The 21,637-nt window shown below is 68.8% G+C and carries 20 protein-coding genes; 10 read left to right on the top strand and 10 right to left on the bottom strand.

Features of this window, described 5'->3' with window-relative positions; genetic code table 11:
• Positions 1-137 precede the first annotated feature (137 nt).
• From VGR06_RS24600 to VGR06_RS24570, 7 genes are all read right to left on the bottom strand, one after another.
• Positions 138-2,003, bottom strand: coding sequence for a VanW family protein (locus tag VGR06_RS24600; protein WP_327561481.1), 1,866 nt, complete (start codon positions 2,001-2,003; stop codon positions 138-140).
• A 10-nt stretch (positions 2,004-2,013) separates the two neighbouring features.
• Positions 2,014-2,307, bottom strand: a complete 294-nt coding sequence (locus VGR06_RS24595; protein ID WP_327561482.1) for a co-chaperone GroES — start codon at positions 2,305-2,307, stop codon at positions 2,014-2,016.
• Between the two features lie 72 nt (positions 2,308-2,379).
• Positions 2,380-3,405 (bottom strand): M36 family metallopeptidase, encoded by a 1,026-nt coding sequence (locus VGR06_RS24590; protein WP_327561480.1) that lies wholly within the window; start codon positions 3,403-3,405, stop codon positions 2,380-2,382.
• Positions 3,406-3,544: 139 nt separating this feature from the next.
• The gene (locus VGR06_RS24585; protein WP_327561479.1) at positions 3,545-4,186 is read right to left on the bottom strand and encodes a hypothetical protein; all 642 of its coding nucleotides are present in this window, start codon (positions 4,184-4,186) and stop codon (positions 3,545-3,547) included.
• Entirely contained in the window at positions 4,183-5,601 is a 1,419-nt protein-coding gene (locus tag VGR06_RS24580) for an AAA family ATPase (RefSeq protein ID WP_327561478.1), read from the bottom strand. Before VGR06_RS24580 ends, VGR06_RS24585 begins: the two co-directional genes overlap by 4 nt.
• Positions 5,602-5,659: 58 nt before the next feature.
• Positions 5,660-6,130: an SRPBCC family protein gene (locus VGR06_RS24575; RefSeq protein WP_327561477.1), complete on the bottom strand. Its 471-nt coding sequence runs from the start codon at positions 6,128-6,130 to the stop codon at positions 5,660-5,662.
• Between the two features lie 30 nt (positions 6,131-6,160).
• The gene (locus VGR06_RS24570; RefSeq protein ID WP_327561476.1) at positions 6,161-8,374 is read right to left on the bottom strand and encodes a hypothetical protein; all 2,214 of its coding nucleotides are present in this window, start codon (positions 8,372-8,374) and stop codon (positions 6,161-6,163) included.
• A gap of 237 nt (positions 8,375-8,611) precedes the next feature.
• Here VGR06_RS24570 and VGR06_RS24565 point away from each other — a divergent pair, with 237 nt between their 5' ends.
• The 3 genes from VGR06_RS24565 to VGR06_RS24555 are packed head-to-tail and all read left to right on the top strand — an operon-like array spanning position 8,612 to position 11,175.
• Positions 8,612-9,457 carry an ABC transporter substrate-binding protein gene (locus tag VGR06_RS24565; RefSeq protein ID WP_327561475.1) on the top strand — a complete coding sequence of 282 codons (846 nt, stop codon included), beginning with the start codon at positions 8,612-8,614 and terminating at the stop codon, positions 9,455-9,457.
• A gap of 6 nt (positions 9,458-9,463) precedes the next feature.
• Positions 9,464-10,321: an amino acid ABC transporter permease gene (locus VGR06_RS24560; protein WP_327561474.1), complete on the top strand. Its 858-nt coding sequence runs from the start codon at positions 9,464-9,466 to the stop codon at positions 10,319-10,321.
• A gap of 2 nt (positions 10,322-10,323) precedes the next feature.
• The gene (locus VGR06_RS24555) at positions 10,324-11,175 is read left to right on the top strand and encodes an amino acid ABC transporter ATP-binding protein (protein ID WP_327561473.1); all 852 of its coding nucleotides are present in this window, start codon (positions 10,324-10,326) and stop codon (positions 11,173-11,175) included.
• A gap of 47 nt (positions 11,176-11,222) precedes the next feature.
• Here VGR06_RS24555 and VGR06_RS24550 read toward each other — a convergent pair whose 3' ends face one another.
• Positions 11,223-13,910: an MGH1-like glycoside hydrolase domain-containing protein gene (locus VGR06_RS24550; protein WP_327561472.1), complete on the bottom strand. Its 2,688-nt coding sequence runs from the start codon at positions 13,908-13,910 to the stop codon at positions 11,223-11,225.
• Positions 13,911-14,016: 106 nt separating this feature from the next.
• Here VGR06_RS24550 and VGR06_RS24545 point away from each other — a divergent pair, with 106 nt between their 5' ends.
• Entirely contained in the window at positions 14,017-14,394 is a 378-nt protein-coding gene (locus tag VGR06_RS24545; protein ID WP_327561471.1) for a VOC family protein, read from the top strand.
• A gap of 122 nt (positions 14,395-14,516) precedes the next feature.
• On the opposite strand, the gene VGR06_RS24540 is transcribed toward VGR06_RS24545, so the two are convergent.
• Positions 14,517-15,938 carry a M20/M25/M40 family metallo-hydrolase gene (locus VGR06_RS24540; protein WP_327561470.1) on the bottom strand — a complete coding sequence of 474 codons (1,422 nt, stop codon included), beginning with the start codon at positions 15,936-15,938 and terminating at the stop codon, positions 14,517-14,519.
• 341 nt (positions 15,939-16,279) lie between these two features.
• Between VGR06_RS24540 and pdhA the strand changes: the two genes are divergently transcribed.
• From pdhA to VGR06_RS24525, 3 genes are read left to right on the top strand one after another with little or no spacing between them, the layout of a single operon-like run.
• Positions 16,280-17,485, top strand: coding sequence for a pyruvate dehydrogenase (acetyl-transferring) E1 component subunit alpha (pdhA, locus tag VGR06_RS24535; RefSeq protein ID WP_327561469.1), 1,206 nt, complete (start codon positions 16,280-16,282; stop codon positions 17,483-17,485).
• On the top strand, positions 17,485-18,504 hold the full coding sequence (locus VGR06_RS24530; RefSeq protein WP_327561468.1) for an alpha-ketoacid dehydrogenase subunit beta: 1,020 nt from the start codon (positions 17,485-17,487) through the stop codon (positions 18,502-18,504). Before pdhA ends, VGR06_RS24530 begins: the two co-directional genes overlap by 1 nt.
• Before the next feature lie 13 nt (positions 18,505-18,517).
• Positions 18,518-19,864, top strand: coding sequence for a dihydrolipoamide acetyltransferase family protein (locus VGR06_RS24525; protein WP_327561467.1), 1,347 nt, complete (start codon positions 18,518-18,520; stop codon positions 19,862-19,864).
• A 51-nt stretch (positions 19,865-19,915) separates the two neighbouring features.
• Here VGR06_RS24525 and VGR06_RS24520 read toward each other — a convergent pair whose 3' ends face one another.
• Positions 19,916-20,269 (bottom strand): hypothetical protein, encoded by a 354-nt coding sequence (locus VGR06_RS24520; protein WP_327561466.1) that lies wholly within the window; start codon positions 20,267-20,269, stop codon positions 19,916-19,918.
• Positions 20,270-20,368: 99 nt separating this feature from the next.
• Here VGR06_RS24520 and VGR06_RS24515 point away from each other — a divergent pair, with 99 nt between their 5' ends.
• Genes VGR06_RS24515 through VGR06_RS24505 form a run of 3 tightly spaced genes read left to right on the top strand, consistent with a single transcriptional unit; the run spans position 20,369 to position 21,586 of the window.
• Positions 20,369-21,214 (top strand): helix-turn-helix transcriptional regulator, encoded by an 846-nt coding sequence (locus VGR06_RS24515; RefSeq protein WP_327561465.1) that lies wholly within the window; start codon positions 20,369-20,371, stop codon positions 21,212-21,214.
• Positions 21,215-21,222: 8 nt separating this feature from the next.
• The gene (locus VGR06_RS24510) at positions 21,223-21,432 is read left to right on the top strand and encodes a DUF397 domain-containing protein (RefSeq protein ID WP_327561464.1); all 210 of its coding nucleotides are present in this window, start codon (positions 21,223-21,225) and stop codon (positions 21,430-21,432) included.
• A complete protein-coding gene (locus VGR06_RS24505; protein WP_327561463.1) occupies positions 21,416-21,586 on the top strand; it encodes a nucleotidyltransferase domain-containing protein in 171 nt (56 codons plus the stop codon). The genes VGR06_RS24510 and VGR06_RS24505 overlap by 17 nt, the downstream gene beginning before the upstream one ends.
• Positions 21,587-21,637 lie beyond the last annotated feature (51 nt).

The following is a 21,637-nucleotide window of genomic DNA, read 5'->3' as shown; positions in this document are numbered from 1 at the left end:
GGCAACCTGGTCGCGACCTGGGTCGGCGTCCGGTACACCGGCGGGTTCGACTGGTGGCGGCACATCTTCCAGGTCATCGCCGCCGTGCTGGCGGTGATGGTGGCCGCGGCCGTCTACCCGAAGGCGCGCACCAGCGCCTAGGCCGGTGGCGGGCAGAGGATCTTCGGCTGCGCGTTGTAGTGCACGGTGCGGGTGCTGCGCCGGATCTCCTTGCCGGACAGGTCCTTGATCACCCGGGTGTCCGTGGTGGTGAAGCCCGGGATTCCGTTGGTGGGCTTGCAGTTCTGTGCCGGTCCGGGCTTCTCCACCGGGTTGACCGGGTCGGTCCGCGGCCCGGTGATCGACTCGACGACGTAGCGCTTGGTGCCCCAGATCTTCACGGTGATGCTCGAGGCCGTCCAGATCGTCTGGATGGCCACGCCGGTCGGCGCGTCGTTGGTGAACTTGATGTCGATCACACTGCTGCCGTCGGGGTTCTGGAACACGGTCGCCTCGCGGGCGGCCGGGTAGCGGCTGATGTAGTAGCTGTGCTCCTTGTGCCCGGCGTCCTTCATGCCGGCGAAGTACGAGGCGTTGTAGAGCGTGGTGGCGAACTGGGAGATGCCGCCGCCGACCTCGCGGGAGGGCGCGCCGTCCTTGATGATGCCGGCCTCGACGTAGCCCTGCGCGGCCGTGCGCGGGCCGGTGAAACCGTTGAGGCTGAACGTTTCCCCGGGTTTGACGATGGCGCCGTTCACCTTCTTGGCCACGGTCCGGATGTTCTGCCCGGAGTCGACGGCGAACCCGCCGGTGGTGAACTCGCCGATCACCTCGTTGATGCCGAGCCCCTTGGCCGCTTCCGTGGTCACCTTGGCCGGCTTGGTGGTGTACTGCGCCTTCACCTCCCGGCCGGTGGACTGCTTGAGCACGTCCAGCAGCCCGCCGAAGCTGGCGTCCCAGTTGACCGCCCTGCCGTCCTGGGACGGCTGCACGGTCGGCTTGCCGCCGTCGAACACGACGGCCGCGTCCTTGCCCTCCTTCTCCGTGCTGGCCAGCTGCGGCTGCACGGCGCCGACCACCTTGGCCTGGTCCAGCTTGGCGGTCAGGCTGCCGTGGCCGTCCGGTTCGAAGATCAGCGACGCGGCGATGGCGGCCGGCTCGAGCGTGGCGTCCTTGCCCTCGCCGTGCACGGTCACCGGACCGGACACGGCGGGTCTCGCGATCTGCTCGACCGCGGCGCGCACCGCGTCGGCGGTGGTCGGCACCGGGGTGTCGCGGACCGGCAGCTCGAGGGTCCCGCCGTCGGCCCAGCGGTCCACGATCAGCCGGCGGGCCGCGTCGACGTCCAGCGCTCGGCCGCTCTTTGGCTCAACCACAACGGGATTGGTGCCGTCGAAGCGGATGCCGCCGGCCACCGGCTCGCGGTTGGTCTTGACCCGGAGCGCCTCGACGGCCGCGACGAGCGCGGAGTTGTCGGGGCTCGTCACCACGCCCAGCTCACGCGTGCCGAAGAACGAGGTCAGCCGGGTGAACGGGTTCAGCGGCTGGGCGCCGGCGCGGTCCAGCGTCGCGGTCCAGTCCAGCCGGAGCCCGGCCCGCGCCGGGTCCAGCGTCTCGGTGGCGTCGCCGACCCGCAGCTGGACCGGTTGGCGCAGGCGCGGTTCGAGCTCGCGGCGCAGTGCCTGTTCGGCCTCGGTCCGGGACATCCCGCCCACCTCGACCCCGGCCACGGTCACCCCGCGCGGCAGGTTGCCGCTGCTGATCAGCAGGTCCACCACGTACAGCAGGACCAGCACGCCGAGGAGGGCACCGCCGATGAACCCCGCGCGGCGCAGCGACCGGCGCGACCCCGGCTCAGGTTCCTCCGGTGGTTCGGGGGCGCCGGGACCGTCCGCCGGGTAGCCGTAGAGGGTCCCCGCCGGGTAGCCGTAAGGATCGGCCGGCGCGGAGCGGGGTGGCACCAGGATCGGGGGGAGTACGTCGGTCTGCTCGGCGTGCGTCTCGGGCCACTGGTGTTGCCCCACAACAGTCTCCCTAGAGGTATAAACCGGTTCCGTGCTCGGTGCGCTCGCTGGCCAGGGCGTGCAGGTCGCGTTCGCGCATCACCAGGTAGGCGCTGCCCTGGACCTCGACTTCGAGCTGGTCCTCGGGGTTGAACAGCACCCGGTCGCCCACCTTGACATGGCGTACGTTGATGCCGACGCCGAGCACGTCACCCCAGGCCAGGCGCCGGGCCACCTGCGCCGTCGCGGGGATGACGATGCCGCCGGTACTGCGCCGTTCCCCCTCCTCCGGGGTGAGCCGCACCAACACACGGTCGTGCAGCATCGTGATCTCGAGCTTCAGTTCCGGCACCGAGGCATGGTATCGGGCTTCGATCCCGGTGCTGCGACGTGTGTGTTAGATCCCCGGGATCGCGCGGGCGGCGAACGCGGACCGCACGGTGTTCGCCGCGGCGGTGCCGGCCAGCTGCTGCGCGGTCGCGATCGTGGCCACCGCGGCGTCGTGGAACGAGGTGTCCGGCGCGAACCGGAACTGCGCGTCGACGATGATCCGGTCCGCGGTGGCGGCGCCCAGGGCGGTGCGGATGTCCCACAGTGCCCGCGACCAGATCTCGCCGTCCGCGTGCACCTCGCCGACCCGGTCGGCGTAGGTCTTGTTCGTGTCCACCCGGCGCAGGCAGTGCGGCGTGGTCGAGGTGTAGCTCACCGAGTCCCAGTCCGCCACGCACGCCGCGGGCGTGCGCACCGGCCAGCCGTACTGCGCGGCCGCGGCCAGGCCGACGGTCACCGCCAGGTAGTCGCCCCACGCCTCACCGATCGAGCCGGCCTCCAGCGACGAGCCGAACCCGGGCACCTGCGCGTCGTGCACCGCGTGGCCGTACTCGTGCACGATCACCTCGCCGTCCTCGGCGTCGTCCACCCCGCCCTTGCCGAGCCTGATCAGGTCGTGCTTGTCCCAGGAGAACGAGTTGTCCAGGCCCCACTGGTTGGTCCGCACGTCCTGCGACTCGGCGTTCACCGCGGGCAGCGCGCTGCCGAAACCCAGCGACTGCAGGTACTCCTGCGCCTGGTTGACCCAGAAGTACGCCATCACCTGCTCGAACTGGTCGGAGTGCCGGTCGTAGACGAACCGCCCGTCCGGCGCCCGGGCCGGCGTGCCGGTCTCGGCGACGACGTTGACCCAGCGCCCGGTGAGCGTGCCGGACCCGTCCAGGTTCCGCAGCGGCACGAGGACGTACTGCGACGCCGGCACCGCGGTCGCCGAGTCCTTGTCATCCACCAGGTTCTGGTTCCCCGAGGACTGCACCGGGTTGACCATGAACACCTGCCCCATCCCGGTGGCCGGCGCCGCGGACACCGCCGGCACGCTCACCCCCCCGCCGGCGAGGGCGAGCAGGCCGGACAGGACAAGGGCTCTGGTCACGTACCGCATGAAACGGCATCCTCGTTCGCCGGCCCCACAAAGGGAAGCGCCACGGGACCGCTAATTACCTGCGCAAATTAATCGACAACCGGCGTCATAATCCGCCCGCTCGCAGGCGAGGCTGTCGCCGCACCAGCAGTCACGCCAGCTTGGCGGCCGCTGACTTCAACCCGAGTTCGAGATCGGTCACGAAGCACCGCCAGGAGGTGACGAGCTCGACCCGGCCCCTGGGGTCGAGGCGCTCCAGCAACTGCCTCCGATGCTGGCTGAATCGATCATGAAACTTGTCGAGCTTACGTCCGGACAGACCAGAGGCTATGCCAAGCGTTTCCTTGAGCACTCGCTTCGGGTCCGGTATCGACTCAACTCTGGCCGGTTCGGGCAAGTTGAGACAAATCGTTCCACGCGGGTTACCGGCTACCTGGCGGAGTTCGCGCTCATCGGTGAGTAGCCAAGCTTCGGTCATTCGAACCGGAATCACGGCTGTGTAGTCGGTGTCTGGCGTGACCTTCCGGACTGCATTTGTGATCTCGAGCAGCCTGGCGTCTCGTCCGTCGCGATCGGCGTCGCGGTGCACGATAATCAGGTCGTAGCGACCCCCCTTTTCCACTGCCGCTCGTAGCTTGTCCTCGATCGCTCGGCCTGGAGGCTTGAGCAGCCGGCTAAGATCGGGGCTCGTGACCGCGATCTCAATGCTGAGGCTTGCCGCCAAATTCTCGATCTGCGGAACGATACCGTTGTCGCTGGTGCCCTCACCGAGGAACAAGGCGCGAACGATCACGCGGACTCCAAGCTCGTTTGAGCGTTTGGAGGTGTCGTCAGATACGGCAAAATATCGAGTTTCGTGACCGGCACCTCGCCTGGCTGCTTGGCGCGCCAAGTGCCAGCCATTGGCCTGAGCCGTAGGGTGTGAGCCATTGTGCCGTCTGGTGCTTCTCGGAACGCGGTGTCCGCGAACAGCAGATCATCCGGATCGACCAGCCGTACGATGCCCGGTGAGTGGGTGTTAATGATCACCTGGCGGAACGGGTTGTCCTGATCGGGTTCATATTGCGGGTCAACGGCGAGATCCTCCACCAGCCGAACCATCGCTTCGAGGTTCGCTGGATGTATTCCATTTTCCGGCTCCTCCATGCAGATCAAGCCGGTCACCGTCGGGTCCTCGAGCAGCACGCACAGCGCAAGGAACCGCAGAGTGCCTTCCGACAGGCTTCGAGCCGGGAGTTCGAGGCCGCTGGCCTCCTGGAGCTGGATGGTCAGCAGCTCTCTGGTGTCGTCCTCCTGAACGCGGAGGCTCCGCACCCGGACGCCGGCGAGGTCGGCCAGCCGCCCGGTCACCCTGGCGTAGACCCCCTCGGGGTCCGGCGACCCCTCCGGTCCGGTGCGCAAGGCCACGCGGAACAACGTCGCCGGGAGATGCCGGCCGTTGACGTCCATCACGCGCGGGTCAACGTAACGATCGGAGGTCCGAAGCGCCGATGGTTCGAGTGCGAGCCGCCGCCACGACTGCATCTCACGCCGTGCGGCCAATATTGTCGGGTCGTCGGCTCCGGTCACGGTGCTGACGACCGTCGCCGGTGCGCGGAACGCAGCGGACGGCTTCGGTTGGCCGCGACTCCCACCGTCCTGGTGGATACGGATGATCGGTTGCCCATCCTCGACGGTCGTTGAAATGAAGGCCCTACCGCTTCGGTGTCCTTTGAGGACCGTCTTGCGGAATTTGCTCACACTGTGCGGGAATCGAATGCGCCGAGGTGCGTCCCCGAGATTTATGTGATGGAGGCTCTCCTCGAGCAGCATGAGCCGACCGATTTTCTCCGAGCCGCCAGGAGGTTGGTAGCCCAGCGCGAGCTCATATCGAAGGAACGTGATCGTCGGAACGGCTGGCCGCCCGAAATCGTCTTCGACCTCACTCGGAACTATCATCTCCGCTACAAATCGAACTCGCGGCTGTTCGACTGCATAGCCGTTCCAGAACAAGTCGCGAGGATCACCGGTCCGCTCACCATGAATTCCTCGCACTTCTTGCGCGGCGTCGAGCAGCGAGCGATCGGCAAGCAGGCTCAAGAACTGGATGGCGTCGAAGACGTTCGACTTCCCGGTTCCGTTCTCACCGGCGATACAGGTGAAGGCGCCAAAGTCGATCTTCACGCCGACCAGGTTCTTGAACCCATCGACCTCGAGTCTGGTCAGCATCGCGTTCCTCCTGGCCCCAGCTTGTCACATGGTCCCTCAGCTGGTCCGACCTGGAGTGTCAGGAGGCCTCGGCGGTGGTTTTGAGGCGTTCGAGGGTGCGTTGGATGTGGCGTTGGTTGCGGTGGGCGCGGTTGGTGGTGCCGGTGCGGAACTCGCTGATGGGGCGGAACCAGTGGGGGCGGCGGTCCCAGGTGCTTTCGGTGACGCGGCAGCCGGTGCCGTTCTGCTCGATGGTGTATTCCCAGCGGGCGATGGGGATGACGCCGCGCATGACCGTGACGTCGAAGCCGAAGCGGTGGCCGGGGTCCAGGTCGGTGACCCGGGCGGTGGTGCACCAGGTGCGCGAGCCGTTTCGGTTGGTGCCGCGGAACTTCGCGCCGACGGCCGGCCCGGTGGCGCCGCGGAGCCAGCGGCCGCCGCGGTTCTCCTCGGCCAGCTTGTCCATCCGGGGCAGATCGGTGACCAGCGCGTAGATCTTCTCGGCCGGCGCGGCGATCTCGATGGTGGCCGTGGCGCTGGGATCGGTCATGCCGGACACGGTAGCCGGCGGTGCTCAGCGCTAGCTTGACGTGCGCCGAAGCATCCGGGTGACGCCGGCGGCGACGGTGGTGGCGAGGATCCAGCCGGCGGCGACCAGCGCGGCGGAGATCCACTGGGAGGCGCCGGTGAACGACCACCGGTGGCTGTAGCCGAAGTCCACGATCGGGACCATCAGGTCCAGGGTGTAGAGCGGCGCGTTCCAGACCAGGTGCTGGTCGTCGACGGAGACCGGGATCGGCGCGGGATGCGCCAGGAACCACACGGTGCCCAGGGTGAAGCAGGTGATCAGCCAGGACAGCGCGCGCATCGGGCGGTACCCGTAGCCGACGATCAAGAGCTGCGACCAGCTCCACAGCCGCACCACCGGGCCGAGCACCCGGTAGCCCTCGGCCAGCGCGACGTAACGCCAGCGCTGCTTCTCCAGCAGCACCGTCGAGGCGTGCTCGTCGTTTCCGCTGGCCCGGAGCATCGTGGCGAACAGGTCGTACGGGCCGGGCCGGTACTCGTCGCGCATGCCGTGCCGCAGCCACCGCAGCCGCACCTTGACCTGCGCGTCGTCTTCGAGGTCGATCGGCACGGCCAGCGCGTCGTAGCGGAAGTCGTCGAGGTCGATGCGGCCCTCGGAGTCCCAGAACTTCTCGTTGTCGGCCAGGGAGTAGCACCGGGCATGCCGCAGGTTGATCCGGCCGCGGGGCGGGACGCCGACCTCCAGCCGTAGGTCCTGGGTGGTCAGCCGGAACAGGTTGAGCACGGTCTTGCTCGGTCCGGAACCCAGCTCGGCGCCGGTGAAGTTGGTCTCCCGCCCGATCTCGGCCCGCATGATCCGGATCTCACCGTGCGCCGAGAACGACCGGCCCTGCCGGGTCGCGCAGATGAGGTCGCGGCCGATCGCGGCGTCCCGGAGGTTGACCGACGGCTTGCGGTTGCCGTCCCGGTAGTGGCCCGGGCTCACCAGCCGGCTGCCGCCGAGATCCACGTTGGCCCCGATTTTCGCGCTGGCCAGCAGGATCGAGCCGAACACGACGACCTTCCGGGCGTCGAGGTTGCCGCCGGTGCTGAACCGCCGGCCCTCGACGGCGTCCCCGTTGGGGTGGCTGATGATCGCGTCATCGAAGATCACGCTGCCCTTCGCGGTGACGTCCACCATCCGGACCTGGCCGGCGAACCGCGCCTCCCGGGCGTCGATCCCGCCGCCGATCTCGGTGCCGTCCAGGTGCAGCGAACGGTGCGGGTACGGCGGCGTGCTGTGCCGGCTGACCAGCTCGTCGAACGGGTCGGTGCCGCCGGACAGGTCGATCCGCGCCGCGGTCAGCCGCACCGAGCCGCCCACGTAGGCGTTGACGATGCGCAGCGTCCCGGTGCTGGTGAAGTTGCGGTCCGCGTCCAGGTTGCCGGACACCCGGATCTGGTCGGCGATCAGCGTGGCCTCCGGGTCGAAGAACCGCTCGTTCACCGGGGCGGGCAGCGGGGGCTCGTCCCGCGGCGGCGTCAACTCCGCCCCGCGCAGGGAGAAGTCGCCGTCCACCCGGGCGCCGCGCAGGAACAACCGGCCGACCGAGCGGAAGCGGGTGGCCGAGTCACCGGTGAGGTGCATGTTCCCGCCGATGTGCAGGGCCGGGCCGTTGATCGAGAAACCCCGGGGGTTGTTCAGCACGGCACCGGTCAGGTTCACGTTGCCGCCGGTGGTCAGGCCGGGGACGCGCAGCTCGCCGTTGGACACCATCCGGCCGCCGAGCAGCGCGCCGGCGAGGTGCAGCCGGTCGGCGTGCAGGGTGCGCCCGCCGGGGTTGTTCAGCGTGGCGTCGAGCAGCACCAGGGAGCCGTCGATGTCGCCGTCGGTCAGGTCCACCGTGCCGTCCACCACGGTGCCGGCCACCAGGCTCAGATCGTTGGCACAGTTGAGGTTCCGGCCCTGGAGCCCGGGCAGCCAGCACGCGCTGAACTCGCAGCCGCCGAGCTTGGCCTGGCGCAGGTCCGGAGGCTGCTCGAACCGGCAGCGGACGAACTCCAGCAGGTACGGATACTCCACCGCGCGGAGGTCCAGCGGGCCGATCAGGTAGCGGTCGGACACCGTGAGCACCGGCCCCACGCTCGGCCGCCGCCACAGCCGCTGCATCGCACCGGACTCCCGGTCGAGCACCTGCTTCAGCACCTCGGCGGCGTCCAGGTAGGCCCAGGTCGGCGGGTACTCCTCGAGCGGGTCGAGCGCCCGCTCGGTCAGCTCCGGTTCCATCACGACCTCTTCCCACACACCCCGGCGACGAGCCCAGATAATCTCACCCGTGTCGACTACGCAAGGTTCCATCTGAGTTGCTCGCAGTGCGCGTGATCGCAGCCGGTTGCCGTTGTGTTTCGGTCATTCAACGGCCCGGCACACCCCCGCCCACACGGGTTGACCAGTGAAGTGGCAGCCTGAATGATCTGCACGGCTGTCCTGGGGCCGAAATGCCCGAATGGTAAGGAGTACACCGTGAGTCACAGCCCGCTCCACCGCATCGCCGTGGCCGCCGTCACCGTTGGCCTGGTGCTCACCGCGTGCGGCAAGAGCGACAGCGGATCGTCCAACCCACCGTCCGCCCAGCCCGGCGTGCCGAACATCAAGACGGTCAAGGCCGGCAAGCTCACCACCTGCACGAGCCTGGAGTACCCGCCGTTCCAGTTCAACGAGGGCGGCAAGGTGGTGGGCTTCGACGTCGACATGATCGACCTCGTGGCCAAGAAGATGGGGGTCGAGCAGAGCATCCTCGACGTCAAGTTCGACCTGATCAAGAGCGGTGCCTCGCTCAACTCGGGCAGCTGCGACGTCGCCGCCGCCGGCATGACGATCACCGACGAGCGCAAGGCGAACCTGGACTTCTCCAACCCGTACTTCCCCGAGATCCTGGTGCTGATCTCTAAGAAGGGCTCCGGGCTGAAGACCGTCGAGGACGTCAAGTCGAAGAACCTCAAGCTGGGCGTGCAGACCGGCACCACCAGCCTGGACTACGCCAAGGCCAAGGGGCTGAGCGCCACCGAGTACGACGACGCCGGCAAGCAGCTGCTGGCGCTGCAGTCCAACCAGGTGGACGCCGCGTTCCAGGACCTGCCCACGGTCAACTCGTGGCTCAAGAAGGCCGAGATCTCCGCCGCCTTCGAGAAGGGTGACGAGATCACCAACGGCGACCAGTACGGCTTCGCGGTGAAGAAGGGCGGCAACCCCGAGCTGCTCAAGCTGATCAACGACACGCTCACCGCGGCGATCAAGGACGGCACCTGGGCCAAGATCTACAAGCAGTGGATCGGCTCCGACCCGAAGCAACTCCCGCCCGTCCAGTAACCCGTCATGGCAACCACGACCACCGGGCCGTCGGGCCCCGCCGAAGCCACCTCCGGCTCCGGCGGGACCCGGCGGCTCAGCCCGCGCAAGCGACGCCGGATCACTCTGGGCATCCAGTATGTGATCTTCGTCGCGGTGATCGTCGTCGTGGCGGTCAGCATCAACTGGGGGGACATCCAGGAGCATTTCTTCGACCCGGGCGGGGCCGAGGAGATGCTGCCCGAGGTGTTCACGATCGCGTTGAAGAACACGATCATCTACGCGCTCACCGGGTACGCGTTCGGGTTCGTGCTCGGCATGATCCTGGCGCTGATGCGGCTCTCCTCGGTGGCGCCGTACCGCTGGGCCGCGCTCATCTACATCGAGATCTTCCGCGGCCTGCCGCTGCTGCTGGTGCTGCTGCTGATCGCGTTCGGCCTGCCGGTCGCCTTTCCCGGCCTGGAGTTCCCGTTCGGGCACTACGGCCAGGGCGCGGTCGGGCTCGGGCTGGTGGCGGCCGCGTACCTCGCGGAGACGCTGCGCGCCGGCATCCAGGCCATCCCGCGCGGGCAGATGGAGGCGGCCCGGTCGCTGGGCATGTCCCGGCCCCGGGCGATGATCAGCATCGTCATCCCGCAGGCGGTCCGGGTGGTCATCCCGCCGCTGACCAACGAGCTGATCGTGCTGTTCAAGGACTCCTCGCTGGTCTCCGCGATCGGCGTGGTGGCCGAGGAGGTCGAGGTGACCAAGCTCGGCTCGGACGTGGCGATCCGGACCGCGGACTCCACCCCGTTCATCGTCGCCGGCGCGGCGTACCTGCTGATCACCGTGCCGCTCGGCATCCTCGTGCGCCGGCTCGAGGCGCGCCAGGCGAAGGGACGGTGACCATGACGTCCGCCGTGGTGATCAGCGAGCTGCACAAGTCGTTCGGGCCGCTGGAAGTGTTGCGCGGCATCGACTTCACCGTGGAGACCGGGCAGGTGGTGTGCGTCATCGGGCCGTCCGGCTCGGGCAAGTCGACGCTGCTGCGGTGCGTGAACCTGCTCGAGGAGCCCACCAGTGGGCAGGTGATCGTGAACGGGGTGGAGGTCACCGACCCGGACGTGGACATCGACGCCGTGCGCCGCCGGATCGGCATGGTGTTCCAGCAGTTCAACCTGTTCCCGCACCTGACCGCGCTGGAGAACGTCACGATCGCGCAGCGCCGGGTGCTCAAGCGCGGCCGGACCCGGGCCAACCAGCTCGCCATGCAGAACCTGGAGAAGGTGGGCATCGCGGAGAAGGCGTCGGCGTACCCGGCGCAGCTCTCCGGCGGGCAGCAGCAGCGGGTGGCGATCGCCCGGTCGCTGTCCATGGACCCCGACCTGATGCTGTTCGACGAGCCGACCTCGGCCCTGGACCCCGAGCTGGTCGGGGACGTGCTGGCGGTGATGCGCTCGCTGGCCGAGGACGGCATGACCATGCTCGTGGTCACGCACGAGATGAGCTTCGCCCGCGAGGTGGCCGACCACGTGGTGTTCATGGACGGCGGCGTGATCGTCGAGCAGGGCCTGCCGGACAAGGTGATCGGCTCGCCCGAGCATCCGCGCACCCAGACGTTCCTGCGCCGCGTCCTCGACCCCACGCACGCGGAGGTCGGCGAGGTGCCGGACGTGGACGAGTACGTGGCGCACCGGGCCGAGGGCGGCGCACACCTGCCGTCCGGCTGGGACGCCGGCAGCGGCCACGGGGTCGGCTAATGCGATGAATGCGTCTTTCCTCACGTCCAGTGCGAGGAAGGACGCTTTCATCGCATCCCAGGCCAGCCCGTGAGGAGGACCGCGACCAGCGCGGTCCAGCCGGTCTGGTGCGCGGCGCCGAGGCCCTCGCCGGTGTCCCCGTCGAAGTACTCGTTGAACGTGATGTGCTCCGACCACAGGGGGTTCTCGCTGGCCTCGACGCGTTTGCCGTCGGCGGGGCGGTGGCCGTCCGGGCCGGGCAGGAACAGCGAGGCGAGCCGGCGGGACAGGTCCGCGGCCACCGCCCCGAGCGGAACGTGCCGGCCGGAGCCGGTGGGCAGCTCCACCTCGAACTCGCCGCCGTGGAAGCCGTCGAGCCCGTGGAGCGCCTCAACGAGCAGTGCGTTGGTGGGGAACCAGATCGGGCCGCGCCAGTTTGAGTTGCCGCCGAACATCGGGGTGCGCGACTCGCCCGGTTCGTAGCCGACGCCGTGGTGCTCGCCGGCGATCTCCACCGCCAGGCCGTCCCGGTGCGCCGCCGACATCGACCGGATCCCGTACGGGGACAGGAACTCCGACTCGTCGAGCATGCACGCGAGCACCCGGCGCACCTTGTCTTCGTCCAAAAGAGACAGTAGAGCGCGGCGCTTGCCTTTGATACCGGTCTGCCAGGTGATGAACTGGCCGAATTCCGGTTGGTGGCGCAGCAGGTAGTTGAGCCGCTCGGCGAAGTGCGGCAGCTCGTCGAACACCCACGGCTCCAGCGTGGCCGCGGCGAGCACCGGGATCAGGCCGACCATGGACCGCACCCGCACCGGCTGCGACTCCACTCCGCCGTCGGGGGTGTGCCGGGACACCAGGTCGTAGCAGAACCCGTCGCGCTCGTCCCAGATCCCGCGCGACGCCGACCCGAACCGCGCGGAGGCCTGGGCGATGCCGAGGAAGTGCTCGACGAACTTCGTCGCCACGTCCTCGTACGCCTCGTCCTCCCGGGCCAGCTCCAGCGCGATCTGCATGAGGTGCAACGCGTACGTGGCCATCCACGAGGTGGCGTCGGACTGCTCGAACCACCACCCCTCGGGCAGCCGCGCGGACCGGTTCACCGGCCCGATGTTGTCCATGCCGAGGAAGCCACCCTCGAACAGGTAGTTGCCGTCGGCGTCCTTGTTGTTCACCCACCAGGAGAAGTTGAGCAGGAGCTTGTGGAACACGCGGGCCAGGAACACCCGGTCGCCGAACCCGGTGCGCTGCTCCTCCGCCCGGTACACCTGCAGGCTCGCCCAGGCGTGCACCGGCGGGTTCACGTCCCCGAACGACCACTCGTACGCCGGCAGCTGGCCGTTCGGGTGCATCATCCATTCGCGGCACAGCAACAGCAGTTGCTCCTTGGCGAACGCCGGATCGACGAGCGCGAACGGCAGCATGTGGAAGGCCACGTCCCAGGCGGCGAACCACGGGTACTCCCACTCGTCCGGCATCGACAGCACGTCGGCGACGTCGAGGTGCCGCCAGTGCACGTTGCGCCCCTGCGGCCCGCGGCGCTCCGGGGGCACCGGCGGGCTGGCCGGGTCGCCGTCCAGCCAGTGCCGGACCCGGAACCGGTACAACTGCTTCGTCCACATCAGGCCGGCCAGGGCCCGGCGGACCACCCGGTTCTCCTCCGGGTTCGCCGGCATGGGCAGGTCCTGGTAGAACTCCTCGGCTTCCTTGCGCCGGTCCTTCATCGTCGACTTGAACGTGCGGCCGAACGCCCGCCCGTGCCCCGACCCGGCGATCAGCCGCAGCTGCACGGTCACCTCGCCGCCCGGCGGCACCGCGTCGAACCGGTACCACGCCGCGGCCTTCGTCCCCGGCTGCGACGCCGTCCCGGGCGTCACCACCTGGCACGCGGCCGCCACCCCGTTCACCACGTGGTTGTCGATCCCCGACTTGGTGTACCGGCTCGCGTTCGCCGCCCGCCCGAAGAGCACCATCTCGTCGCTCTCGTTGTCGGTGACGAGCATCGTCGGGTCCCCGCTGACATGCAGCGTGTACCGCCCGAGCCGGGAGTGCTCGGCCAGCACCCGGGTCCAGCGGTCCGCCGTCGACGCGATCAGCGCCGGCCGCCGCGCGTCCCGGCCCCACGACCAGGTGTTCCGGAACCACAACTGCGGCAGCAGGTGCAGCGGCGCGGGGTCCGGCCCCTGGTTCACCGCGCTGATCTCCACGCAGATGTCGTCCGGCGCCGCCTTCGCGTACGTCACCGTGACGTCGAAGAACCGGTTCTCACCGAGCACCCCGCTGTCCGCCAGCTTCGGCTCGCGCTCGTCCCGCCGCGCCTCGGCCGCCAGCGCGCGCAGCTCCCGGTACGGAAACGCCGCCTGCGGATACCGGTACAGCACCCGCATCCAGGAATGCGTCGGCGTCCCGTCCAGCACCCACCAGTGCTCCTTGACGTCCTCCCCGTGGTTCCCCTCGCCGTTCGTCACCCCGAACAGCCGCTCCTTGAGGATCTCGTCCTTTCCGTTCCACAGCGCCACCGCCAGGTTCAGGAACCCGTGCCGGTCACAGATCCCGGCGATCCCGTCTTCTCCCCACCGGTACGCGCGCGATCGTGCCTGGTCAAACGAGAAGTACCCCCAGGCGTCTCCGTTCCCCGAGTAGTCCTCACGCACCGTCCCCCATTGGCGCCCCGCCAAGTACGGCCCCCACAACCGCCACGAGGACTCCGCCGTCCCCGACTCCGCCAGCCGACCCAGCTCCGCCTGCTCACTCACCCCCCCAGTCTGGTGGCGCCTACCCCACTCACCCAACCCCACCCCGGCCCGTGCGGGACTGGTATACCCGGTTGCCGGAACCCCGCGCGAGGGGCGAGCATGGATCATGACCTCCATCGGGCGGATGCGTTCGGTCGTGCTGGACTGCCCCGACACCCAGGTGCTCGCCGAGTTCTACCGCGACCTGCTGGGCTGGGAGATCATCTACGCCGGGTACGACGAGGAGGACGGCTGGACGGTGCTGTCGGACGGCGGGCCGATCCGGATCGGCTTCCAGCGAGCCGCCGACTACCGCCCGCCGCGCTGGCCGGATCCCGAGCACCCGCAACAGTTTCATCTCGACCTGATGGTCGACGACCTGGACGTCGCCGAGAACCAGGCGCTCGAGCTGGGCGCGCGCAAGGCCGACGTGCAGCCAAGCCCGGACAGCTTCCGGGTGTTCCTCGACCCGGCGGATCACCCGTTCTGCCTCTGCGTCGACTAGGGCAAATCGGGCCTGCCAACAGAACCTCAGGGGACCGTGACGGCAGCCAGCCACAATCGACCCGATAACCGCACTGTCAGCTGGAACGTAACGACAGCAGTCAAATCCGGAGTGGCGGACTGCTAGCTCCGGGCGTGCGCGTCCAGGATGTGGGCGACCGACTCGGTGATCCGGACCGCGTGGTTGATGTTGAGCCACTCGTCGGGGACGTGCGCGTTGCTGTCCGGGCCGGCGGCGCCGGTGACGACGAACTGCGCGGCCGGGTAGGTCTCGGCGAGCATGGCCATGAACGGGATCGAGCCGCCGATCCCGATCGAGCGCCAGGGCGCGCCGAACACCGACTCGCTCAGTGAGTCCATAGTGGACTGAAGCCAGGGGGCCAGGGCAGGGGCGTTCCACCCGTCGGCGGCTTCGAACAGCCCGAAGGAGACCCGGGCGCCGTGCGGCACGTCCGTGGTGACGGCGGTGCGCAGCGCCTCCAGCGCCCGCCCGGAGTCCGCGGTCGGCGGCAGCCGGAAGCTGAGCTTCAGCGTGGTGTACGGCCGCAGCACGTTGCCCGCGTCGGCGAGCGCGGGGAAGCCGTCCGCGCCGATCACCGAGAGCGTCGGCCGCCACGAGGCGTTGAGCAGCAGCTCGGCCTCGTCGTCGTGCATCAGCCCGACGCCGTCCGGCGTGCTGAACGTGTTCCGCACCATGCCCGGCACGGACACCGCCACCGCGCGCGCCTCGGCCTCGCGTTCGGCCGGGATCGCCACGTTCATCTCCGGCAGCAGCACCTGTCCGGTCGCCGCGTCCTCCAGCCGGTCCAGCAACGCCCGGAACACCCGGAACGAGCTCGGCACCACCCCGCTGGCCATCCCGGAGTGCAGCCCGCTCTCCAGCACCCGCACGGTCACGTCGGCCGATACCAGCCCGCGCAGCGACGTCGTCAGCCAGAGGCGCTCGTAGTCGTCGCCGCCGGAGTCCAGGCACACCACCAGGGACACCTCGCCCAGCCGCGCCTTCAGGTGCGTCAGGTACGCCGGCAGGTCCGGGCTCCCCGATTCCTCCGACGTCTCCAGCACCACGACGCACCGCGCGTGCGCCCCGCCTCCGGCCCGCACCGCTTCGATCGCCGCCGTGGCCATGTACCCCGAGTAACCGTCGTCGACCGTGCCCCGGCCGTACAGCCGGCCGTCCCGCAGCACCGGCGTCCACGGCCCCAACCCGTCGGACCATTCGCCGAACGGCGGCTGCTTGTCCAGATGCCCGTACAGCAGCACGGTCCCCGCTTCGGCCGGCACGCCGTCGCTGGCCGGCACGTCCATGACCAGCAACGGGGTCAGCCCGGGCAGCCGGATGATCTCGATCTCGGCTCCCGGGATCTCCCGCGACGCCAGCCAGGCACGCAGGTGCTCGACGGCCCGGTCGAGGTGCCCGGAGCTCGCCCAGTTGGCGTCGAAGGCCGGCGAGAGAGCGGGAATGGTGACGTAGTCGGCGAGGTTCGGCAGGATCTCCGCGTCCCAGGCCCGCGTCACGTCCTTGTGCAACGTCGTGGTGTCCACCCGACGATCCTCCCATGCTTTGGATGCCCGGCTCCGGGCCTGCTGAGCAGCCCTGTTCACGCCCCGTTGTCGATCACTCACGCATCCCCTCCAGTGCCTCTCTAGGAGAACCGACCGTCTGTTGTCCTACTGTTTTCCCAGTTCAGCGCGCTACGACAGGGAAACAATCTCACCAGGCGGACTCACAAGAGGGGGTGCGCTCGTGTCAGGATGGACGGTGAGAACCGTCAGCGTCGACGGCTGACCGACCGCCTACCACCCGAGGCGGTGGCATCCGGCGGCGCGGCCGTGACAGTCGCCACAAGTGACCGAAGCGGCACCGACACCAAGGAGAAACGCGCATGTCGTCCCCAGAACAGTGGACGCACCCGGAACCCGGGGAAGCACCCGCCGCCACCGCTGCCACCCCTACGGCAGAGCAGGTGATCGCGGGTTTGCGTGCCACGAGCGAGGGCGGCGCGGAGCTGGTACAGCTCCTCACGCCCGAAGGTGAACGGGTCGAGAACCCGGAGTTCGACCGGTATGTCGCCGACGTCACCGCCGAGGACCTGCGCGGGCTCTACCGCGACATGGTGCTGGTGCGCCGGGCCGACCGGGAGTGCAACGCATTGCAGCGCCAGGGCCAGCTCGGCATCTGGGTGCCGCTGCTCGGTCAGGAGGCCGCCCAGATCGGCGCCGGCAGAGCGCTGAAGCCGCAGGACATGGCGTTCCCCAGCTACCGCGAGCACGGCGTGGCCTGGTGCCGCGGGGTCCGGCCGGAGGAGCTGCTGGGGATCTTCCGCGGCACCGACAACGGATCCTGGGATCCGATCGGGAAACGCTTCCACCTGTACGTGATCGTGATCGGCAACCAGGTGCTCAACGCGGCCGGATACGCGATGGGCCAACGGTTCGACGGAAAGGTGGGCGACGACGACGGGGAAGCCACGATGGTCTTCTTCGGCGACGGCGCGACCTCGCAGGGCGACGTGCACGAGGGTTTCGTCTGGGCCTCGGTGTACGACGCGCCGCTGGTGTTCTTCTGCCAGAACAACCAGTGGGCCATCTCCGAGCCGACCGAGCGGCAGAGCCGGCTGCCGTTGTACCAGCGGGCCCGCGGCTACGGCTTCCCCGGCGTGCGGGTGGACGGCAACGACGTGCTGGCCTCGCTCGCGGTGTCCCGGTGGGCGCTGGACGAGTGCCGGCACGGCAACGGGCCGGTGCTGATCGAGGCGTACACGTACCGGATGGACGCGCACACCACGACCGACGACCCGACCCGGTACCGGCTGTCCGACGAGTTGGAGGCGTGGAAGCTCAAGGACCCGATCGAGCGGGTCCGGGTGCACCTGGTCCGGCACGGCGACGCCGACCAGGACTTCCTCGACTCGGTGCAGGCCGACGCCGACCAGCTCGCCGCGGAACTGCGCGAGTTCTGCGTGAACATGCCGGATCCGCCGCTGGAACGGATGTTCCGCAACGTCTACGCCGAGCCGAGCCCGCAGCTGGACGCCCAGCGCGACGCGTTCCTGGAGTACGCCGCGGGTTTCGCGGGAGGTGAGCACTGATGGCCACTCCGGTCATGAACAAGACCGCCGGCGCGGCGTCGGCGACGCAGACCGTGACCCTGGGCAAGGGGCTCAACCTGGGCCTGCGGGCGGCGATGGAGGCCGACCCCAAGGTGATCATCATGGGCGAGGACGTCGGCAAGCTCGGCGGCGTCTTCCGGATCACCGACGGGCTGCAGAAGGACTTCGGCGAGCACCGGGTGCTGGACACGCCGCTGGCCGAGTCCGGCATCGTCGGCACCGCGGTGGGGTTGGCCATCCGCGGCTACCGGCCGGTGTGCGAGATCCAGTTCGAGGGCTTCATCTTCCCGGCGTTCGACCAGATCACCTCGCAGGTGGCGAAGATGCACTTCCGCAGCCAGGGCAGGATCAAGCTGCCGATGGTGATCCGGGTGCCGTTCGGCGGCGGGATCGGCGCGGTGGAGCACCATTCCGAGTCGCCGGAGTCGTACTTCTCGCACACCGCGGGGCTGAAGGTGGTCTCCTGCTCCAACGCGGTCGACGCGTACTGGATGATCCAGCAGGCGATCCGCTGCGACGACCCGGTGCTGTTCTTCGAGCCGAAGCGGCGCTACTACGAGAAGGGGCAGCTCGACGTCGACGCCGAGCCGCCGCCGCTGTTCGCCTCGCGGGTGTTACGGACCGGCGACGCGGCAACGCTTGTGGCGTATGGACCGATGGTGAAGACCTGCCTGGACGCCGCCGCGGCGGCGGCCGAGGAGGGGCGCTCCCTGGAGGTGATCGACCTCCGCGCACTGTCTCCTTTGGACCTGGCGCCGGTGTTCGAGTCGGTGCGCCGGACCGGGCATCTGGTGGTGGTGAGCGAGGCGCCGGGTGAGACGTCGCTGTCCTCGGAGATCGCCGCGCGGGTGCAGCAGGAGTGCTTCTACTCGCTGGAGGCGCCGGTGCTGCGGGTGACCGGGTTCGACACCCCGTACCCGCCGTCGAAGCTGGAGGAGGACTTCCTGCCGGATCTCGACCGGGTACTGCACGCCGTCGACCGTTCGCTTGCCTGGTAAGGGGAACTCACTGATGCCTGACTACAAGGTGTTCCCCTTGCCGGACACCGCCGAGGGGCTGGTCGACGCCGAGATCCTGGCCTGGCACGTGGCGCCGGGCGACGAGGTCAAGGTCAACCAGATCATCGTGGAGATCGAGACCGCCAAGGCCGCCGTCGAGCTGCCGTGCCCCTGGGCCGGCGTGGTCACCGAGCTGCACGCCGCCACCGGCGACACGGTCGAGGTCGGCTCGCCGATCCTGACCATCGACGTCGACCCGCAGGGCGCCGCCCCCACCGCCGCGGTCGAGGAACCGAGCGAGAACGGCCGAACCGCGACGCTGGTGGGCTACGGCCCGAAGTCCGGCGCCGCGAAACGCCGCCCTCGCAAGGACTCCACGGTTCCGGCGGCGACATTGCAGAACGCGTTCGCCCGCACGCCGGCGCCGCCTCCGGTCGAGGAGGTGCCGGTCGTCCCGGACACCCCGGCCGAGCTAGTGGAGCCCGCGGGCAGCTACTACGTGCCGCTGGCCAAGCCGCCGGTCCGCAAGCTCGCCCGGGACCTCGGGGTGGACCTGCGCTCGCTGTCCGGCTCGGGCAGCTCCGGCGTGATCACCCGCGAGGACGTCGAACGCGCCGCTCAACCGGCCCCGGTATCCATTGTGGAGGGTTATGACCCGGCCACCCGCGAGCGCCGCGTCCCGATCAAGGGCGTGCGCAGGGCGACCGCGGCGGCCATGGTGCAGAGCGCCTTCACCGCACCGCACGTCACCGAGTTCCTCACCGTCGACGTCACCCCGATGCTGGAGCTCCGCGCGCGGCTACGCGAGCACCCCCGGTTCCGCGGTGTCAAACTGACCCCGCTGACGTTCGCCGCCAAGGCCGTATGCCTTGCGGTCCAACGAACCCCGGACGTCAACGCGGTGTTCGACGCGGCGGCCGGTGAGATCATCTACAAGGACTACGTCCACCTCGGCATCGCCGCCGCCACCCCCCGCGGCCTGGTGGTACCCAAAATCCGCGACGCCGACCGGATGTCCCTGGGCGAGCTGGCCGCGGCCCTCGAGACGCTCACCGAAACCGCCCGCGAAGGTAAAACCACCCCCGCCGACATGCTCCACGGCACCTTCACCATCACCAACGTCGGAGTGTTCGGTGTGGACACCGGCACACCGATCATCAACCCCGGCGAGTCGGCCATCCTCGCGCTGGGAGCGATCCGTGACATGCCGTGGGTGGTCGACGGCCAGCTCGCCGTCCGCAAGGTCTGCCAGCTCTCGCTGAGCTTCGACCACCGCCTGGTTGACGGTCAGCAGGGCTCCCAGTTCCTCGCCGACGTCGGCGCGCTCCTCGCCGACCCGGCGGTGGCCATCACCTATTGAGGGTTAAGTGCGATGAATGACGCATTCGGTGCGACAGCCGCACTGAATGCGTCATTCATCGCACCCCTCGTCCGGCCAGCGGTCGGGCTCCGGGTCGACCCAGATGATGCGGGCGTCCATGGTGAGGCGGAGCAACGTGAGCACGTTGCCGGCGGTCTCGAAGCGGCCTTGGAGGCCGACCTCGGGGAGGTGGACGAACACGTGGTCGGGGTGGGCGAGGCCCCAGCCGAGCACCTCGCCGTCGGTGCCGTCCGGCGCCAGCACGACCACCGCGAACCGTGCGCACGGGTGGTCGTTGGCCCAGGTGGTGAAGATGGTCATGCACTGGTCCGCGGTGAGCGGTTTCAGCTTGCCGCGCTCATCCAGTTCCAGCAGTGACAGTGAATCGTAGGTAACGGTTGCCATGCCGGCAACATTCACAGTGCTGGAAGATATCTCCTAGCCTGTAATCAGCACCCGATCGTGTAATGGCACGACCACTGTGCGTGCTGCTGAGATTCAATCATGACCGACAAACCCAGCGCCTCCCGGGCCCGCGCCCTCGCCGCCGAGCTCAAAGAACTGCGCCGCCAAGCCAAGTTGAACACCAAGGAGGCCGCCGAGCAGGTCAACATTTCCTCAGCCAGCCTCAACCGCACCGAACTCGGCACCCGCATGCCCAGCATCGAAGAGGTGTCGGCGCTCCTCGTCGTCTACGGTGTCACCGGCGTAGCCCGCGAACGCGTCCTCGAGATGGTCCGCATGGCCAAACCCTCCGGCTGGTGGGAAATCGGCGGCAGCGCCCTCCCCAAGCAGCTGCCTACCCTGATGGCCTTCGAGTCACAGGCCACCCAGATCACCCACTTCCAGCCCTTGGTCGTGCCCGGCCTCCTGCAGACCCATGCGTATATGCGTGCGGTCATGGACAGGGGCGGAATCCCCTATGATGAAGCCGAACCGCGAGTCAGGGCTCGCGCTGGCCGGCAGATCGTACTGACCGGCGAGAAGGCGCCACGGTACTTCGCGATCATGGATGAGTCGGTGCTGCGTCGCCCTTTCGGTGGTCGTAAGGTTATGGCCGATCAGATCCGCAAGATCATCAAGTTGTCTGACCTATCCAATGTGACCGTGCAAGTGATTCCCTTCGAGCGCGGCGGCTACCCGCTTTATGGCCCGTACGTGCTGCTCGAGTTCGGCAAGGCGCGGGACATCGTGTACCTCGAGCACAAGCAGGCGTCCGGATTCCTAGACCAGCCGGAGGACACCGACCCGTTTCAGCCTCTGACCGATACGCTGAAGACCGCAGCGCTTGGATCTGCCGAGACCAGCGAATTCCTGGCAGGAATCGCGGCCGAGTACGACAAGGAGTGAGACGCCACATGGAGTTTGGTCACGCACAGTGGCGCAAGTCCAGTCACAGCACGGAAGGGGAGGCGTGTGTCGAGATCGCCCACGCCTACGGTTCGCCCGTGGTTGGCATCCGCGACTCCAAGAACCCCACCGCCGGCCACCTCACCCTCCTCGCCCCCGCGCTGCACCACCTCACCCGCGCACTTCTGGGATCGTGGCGCCATGCGGATTCGGCCTGACCTGAGCGTGGACGACGAGGCGCTGGCCACCTTCTGCCGCCGCCACGGCGTCCGAAGGCTGGCGTTGTTCGGCTCGGTGCTGCGCGACGACTTCACTGACGACAGCGACATCGACGTGCTCGTCGAGTTCCTGCCCGGCGCGACCCCAGGGTAGCTGCTGCTCGCCCAACTCGAACTCGAGCTCGGCGCACTGATCGGCGGACGT

The organism is Actinophytocola sp. (assembly GCF_036002505.1).
GTDB lineage: Bacteria > Actinomycetota > Actinomycetes > Mycobacteriales > Pseudonocardiaceae > DASYTH01.
This window is presented reverse-complemented; position numbering and strand designations above follow the sequence as displayed.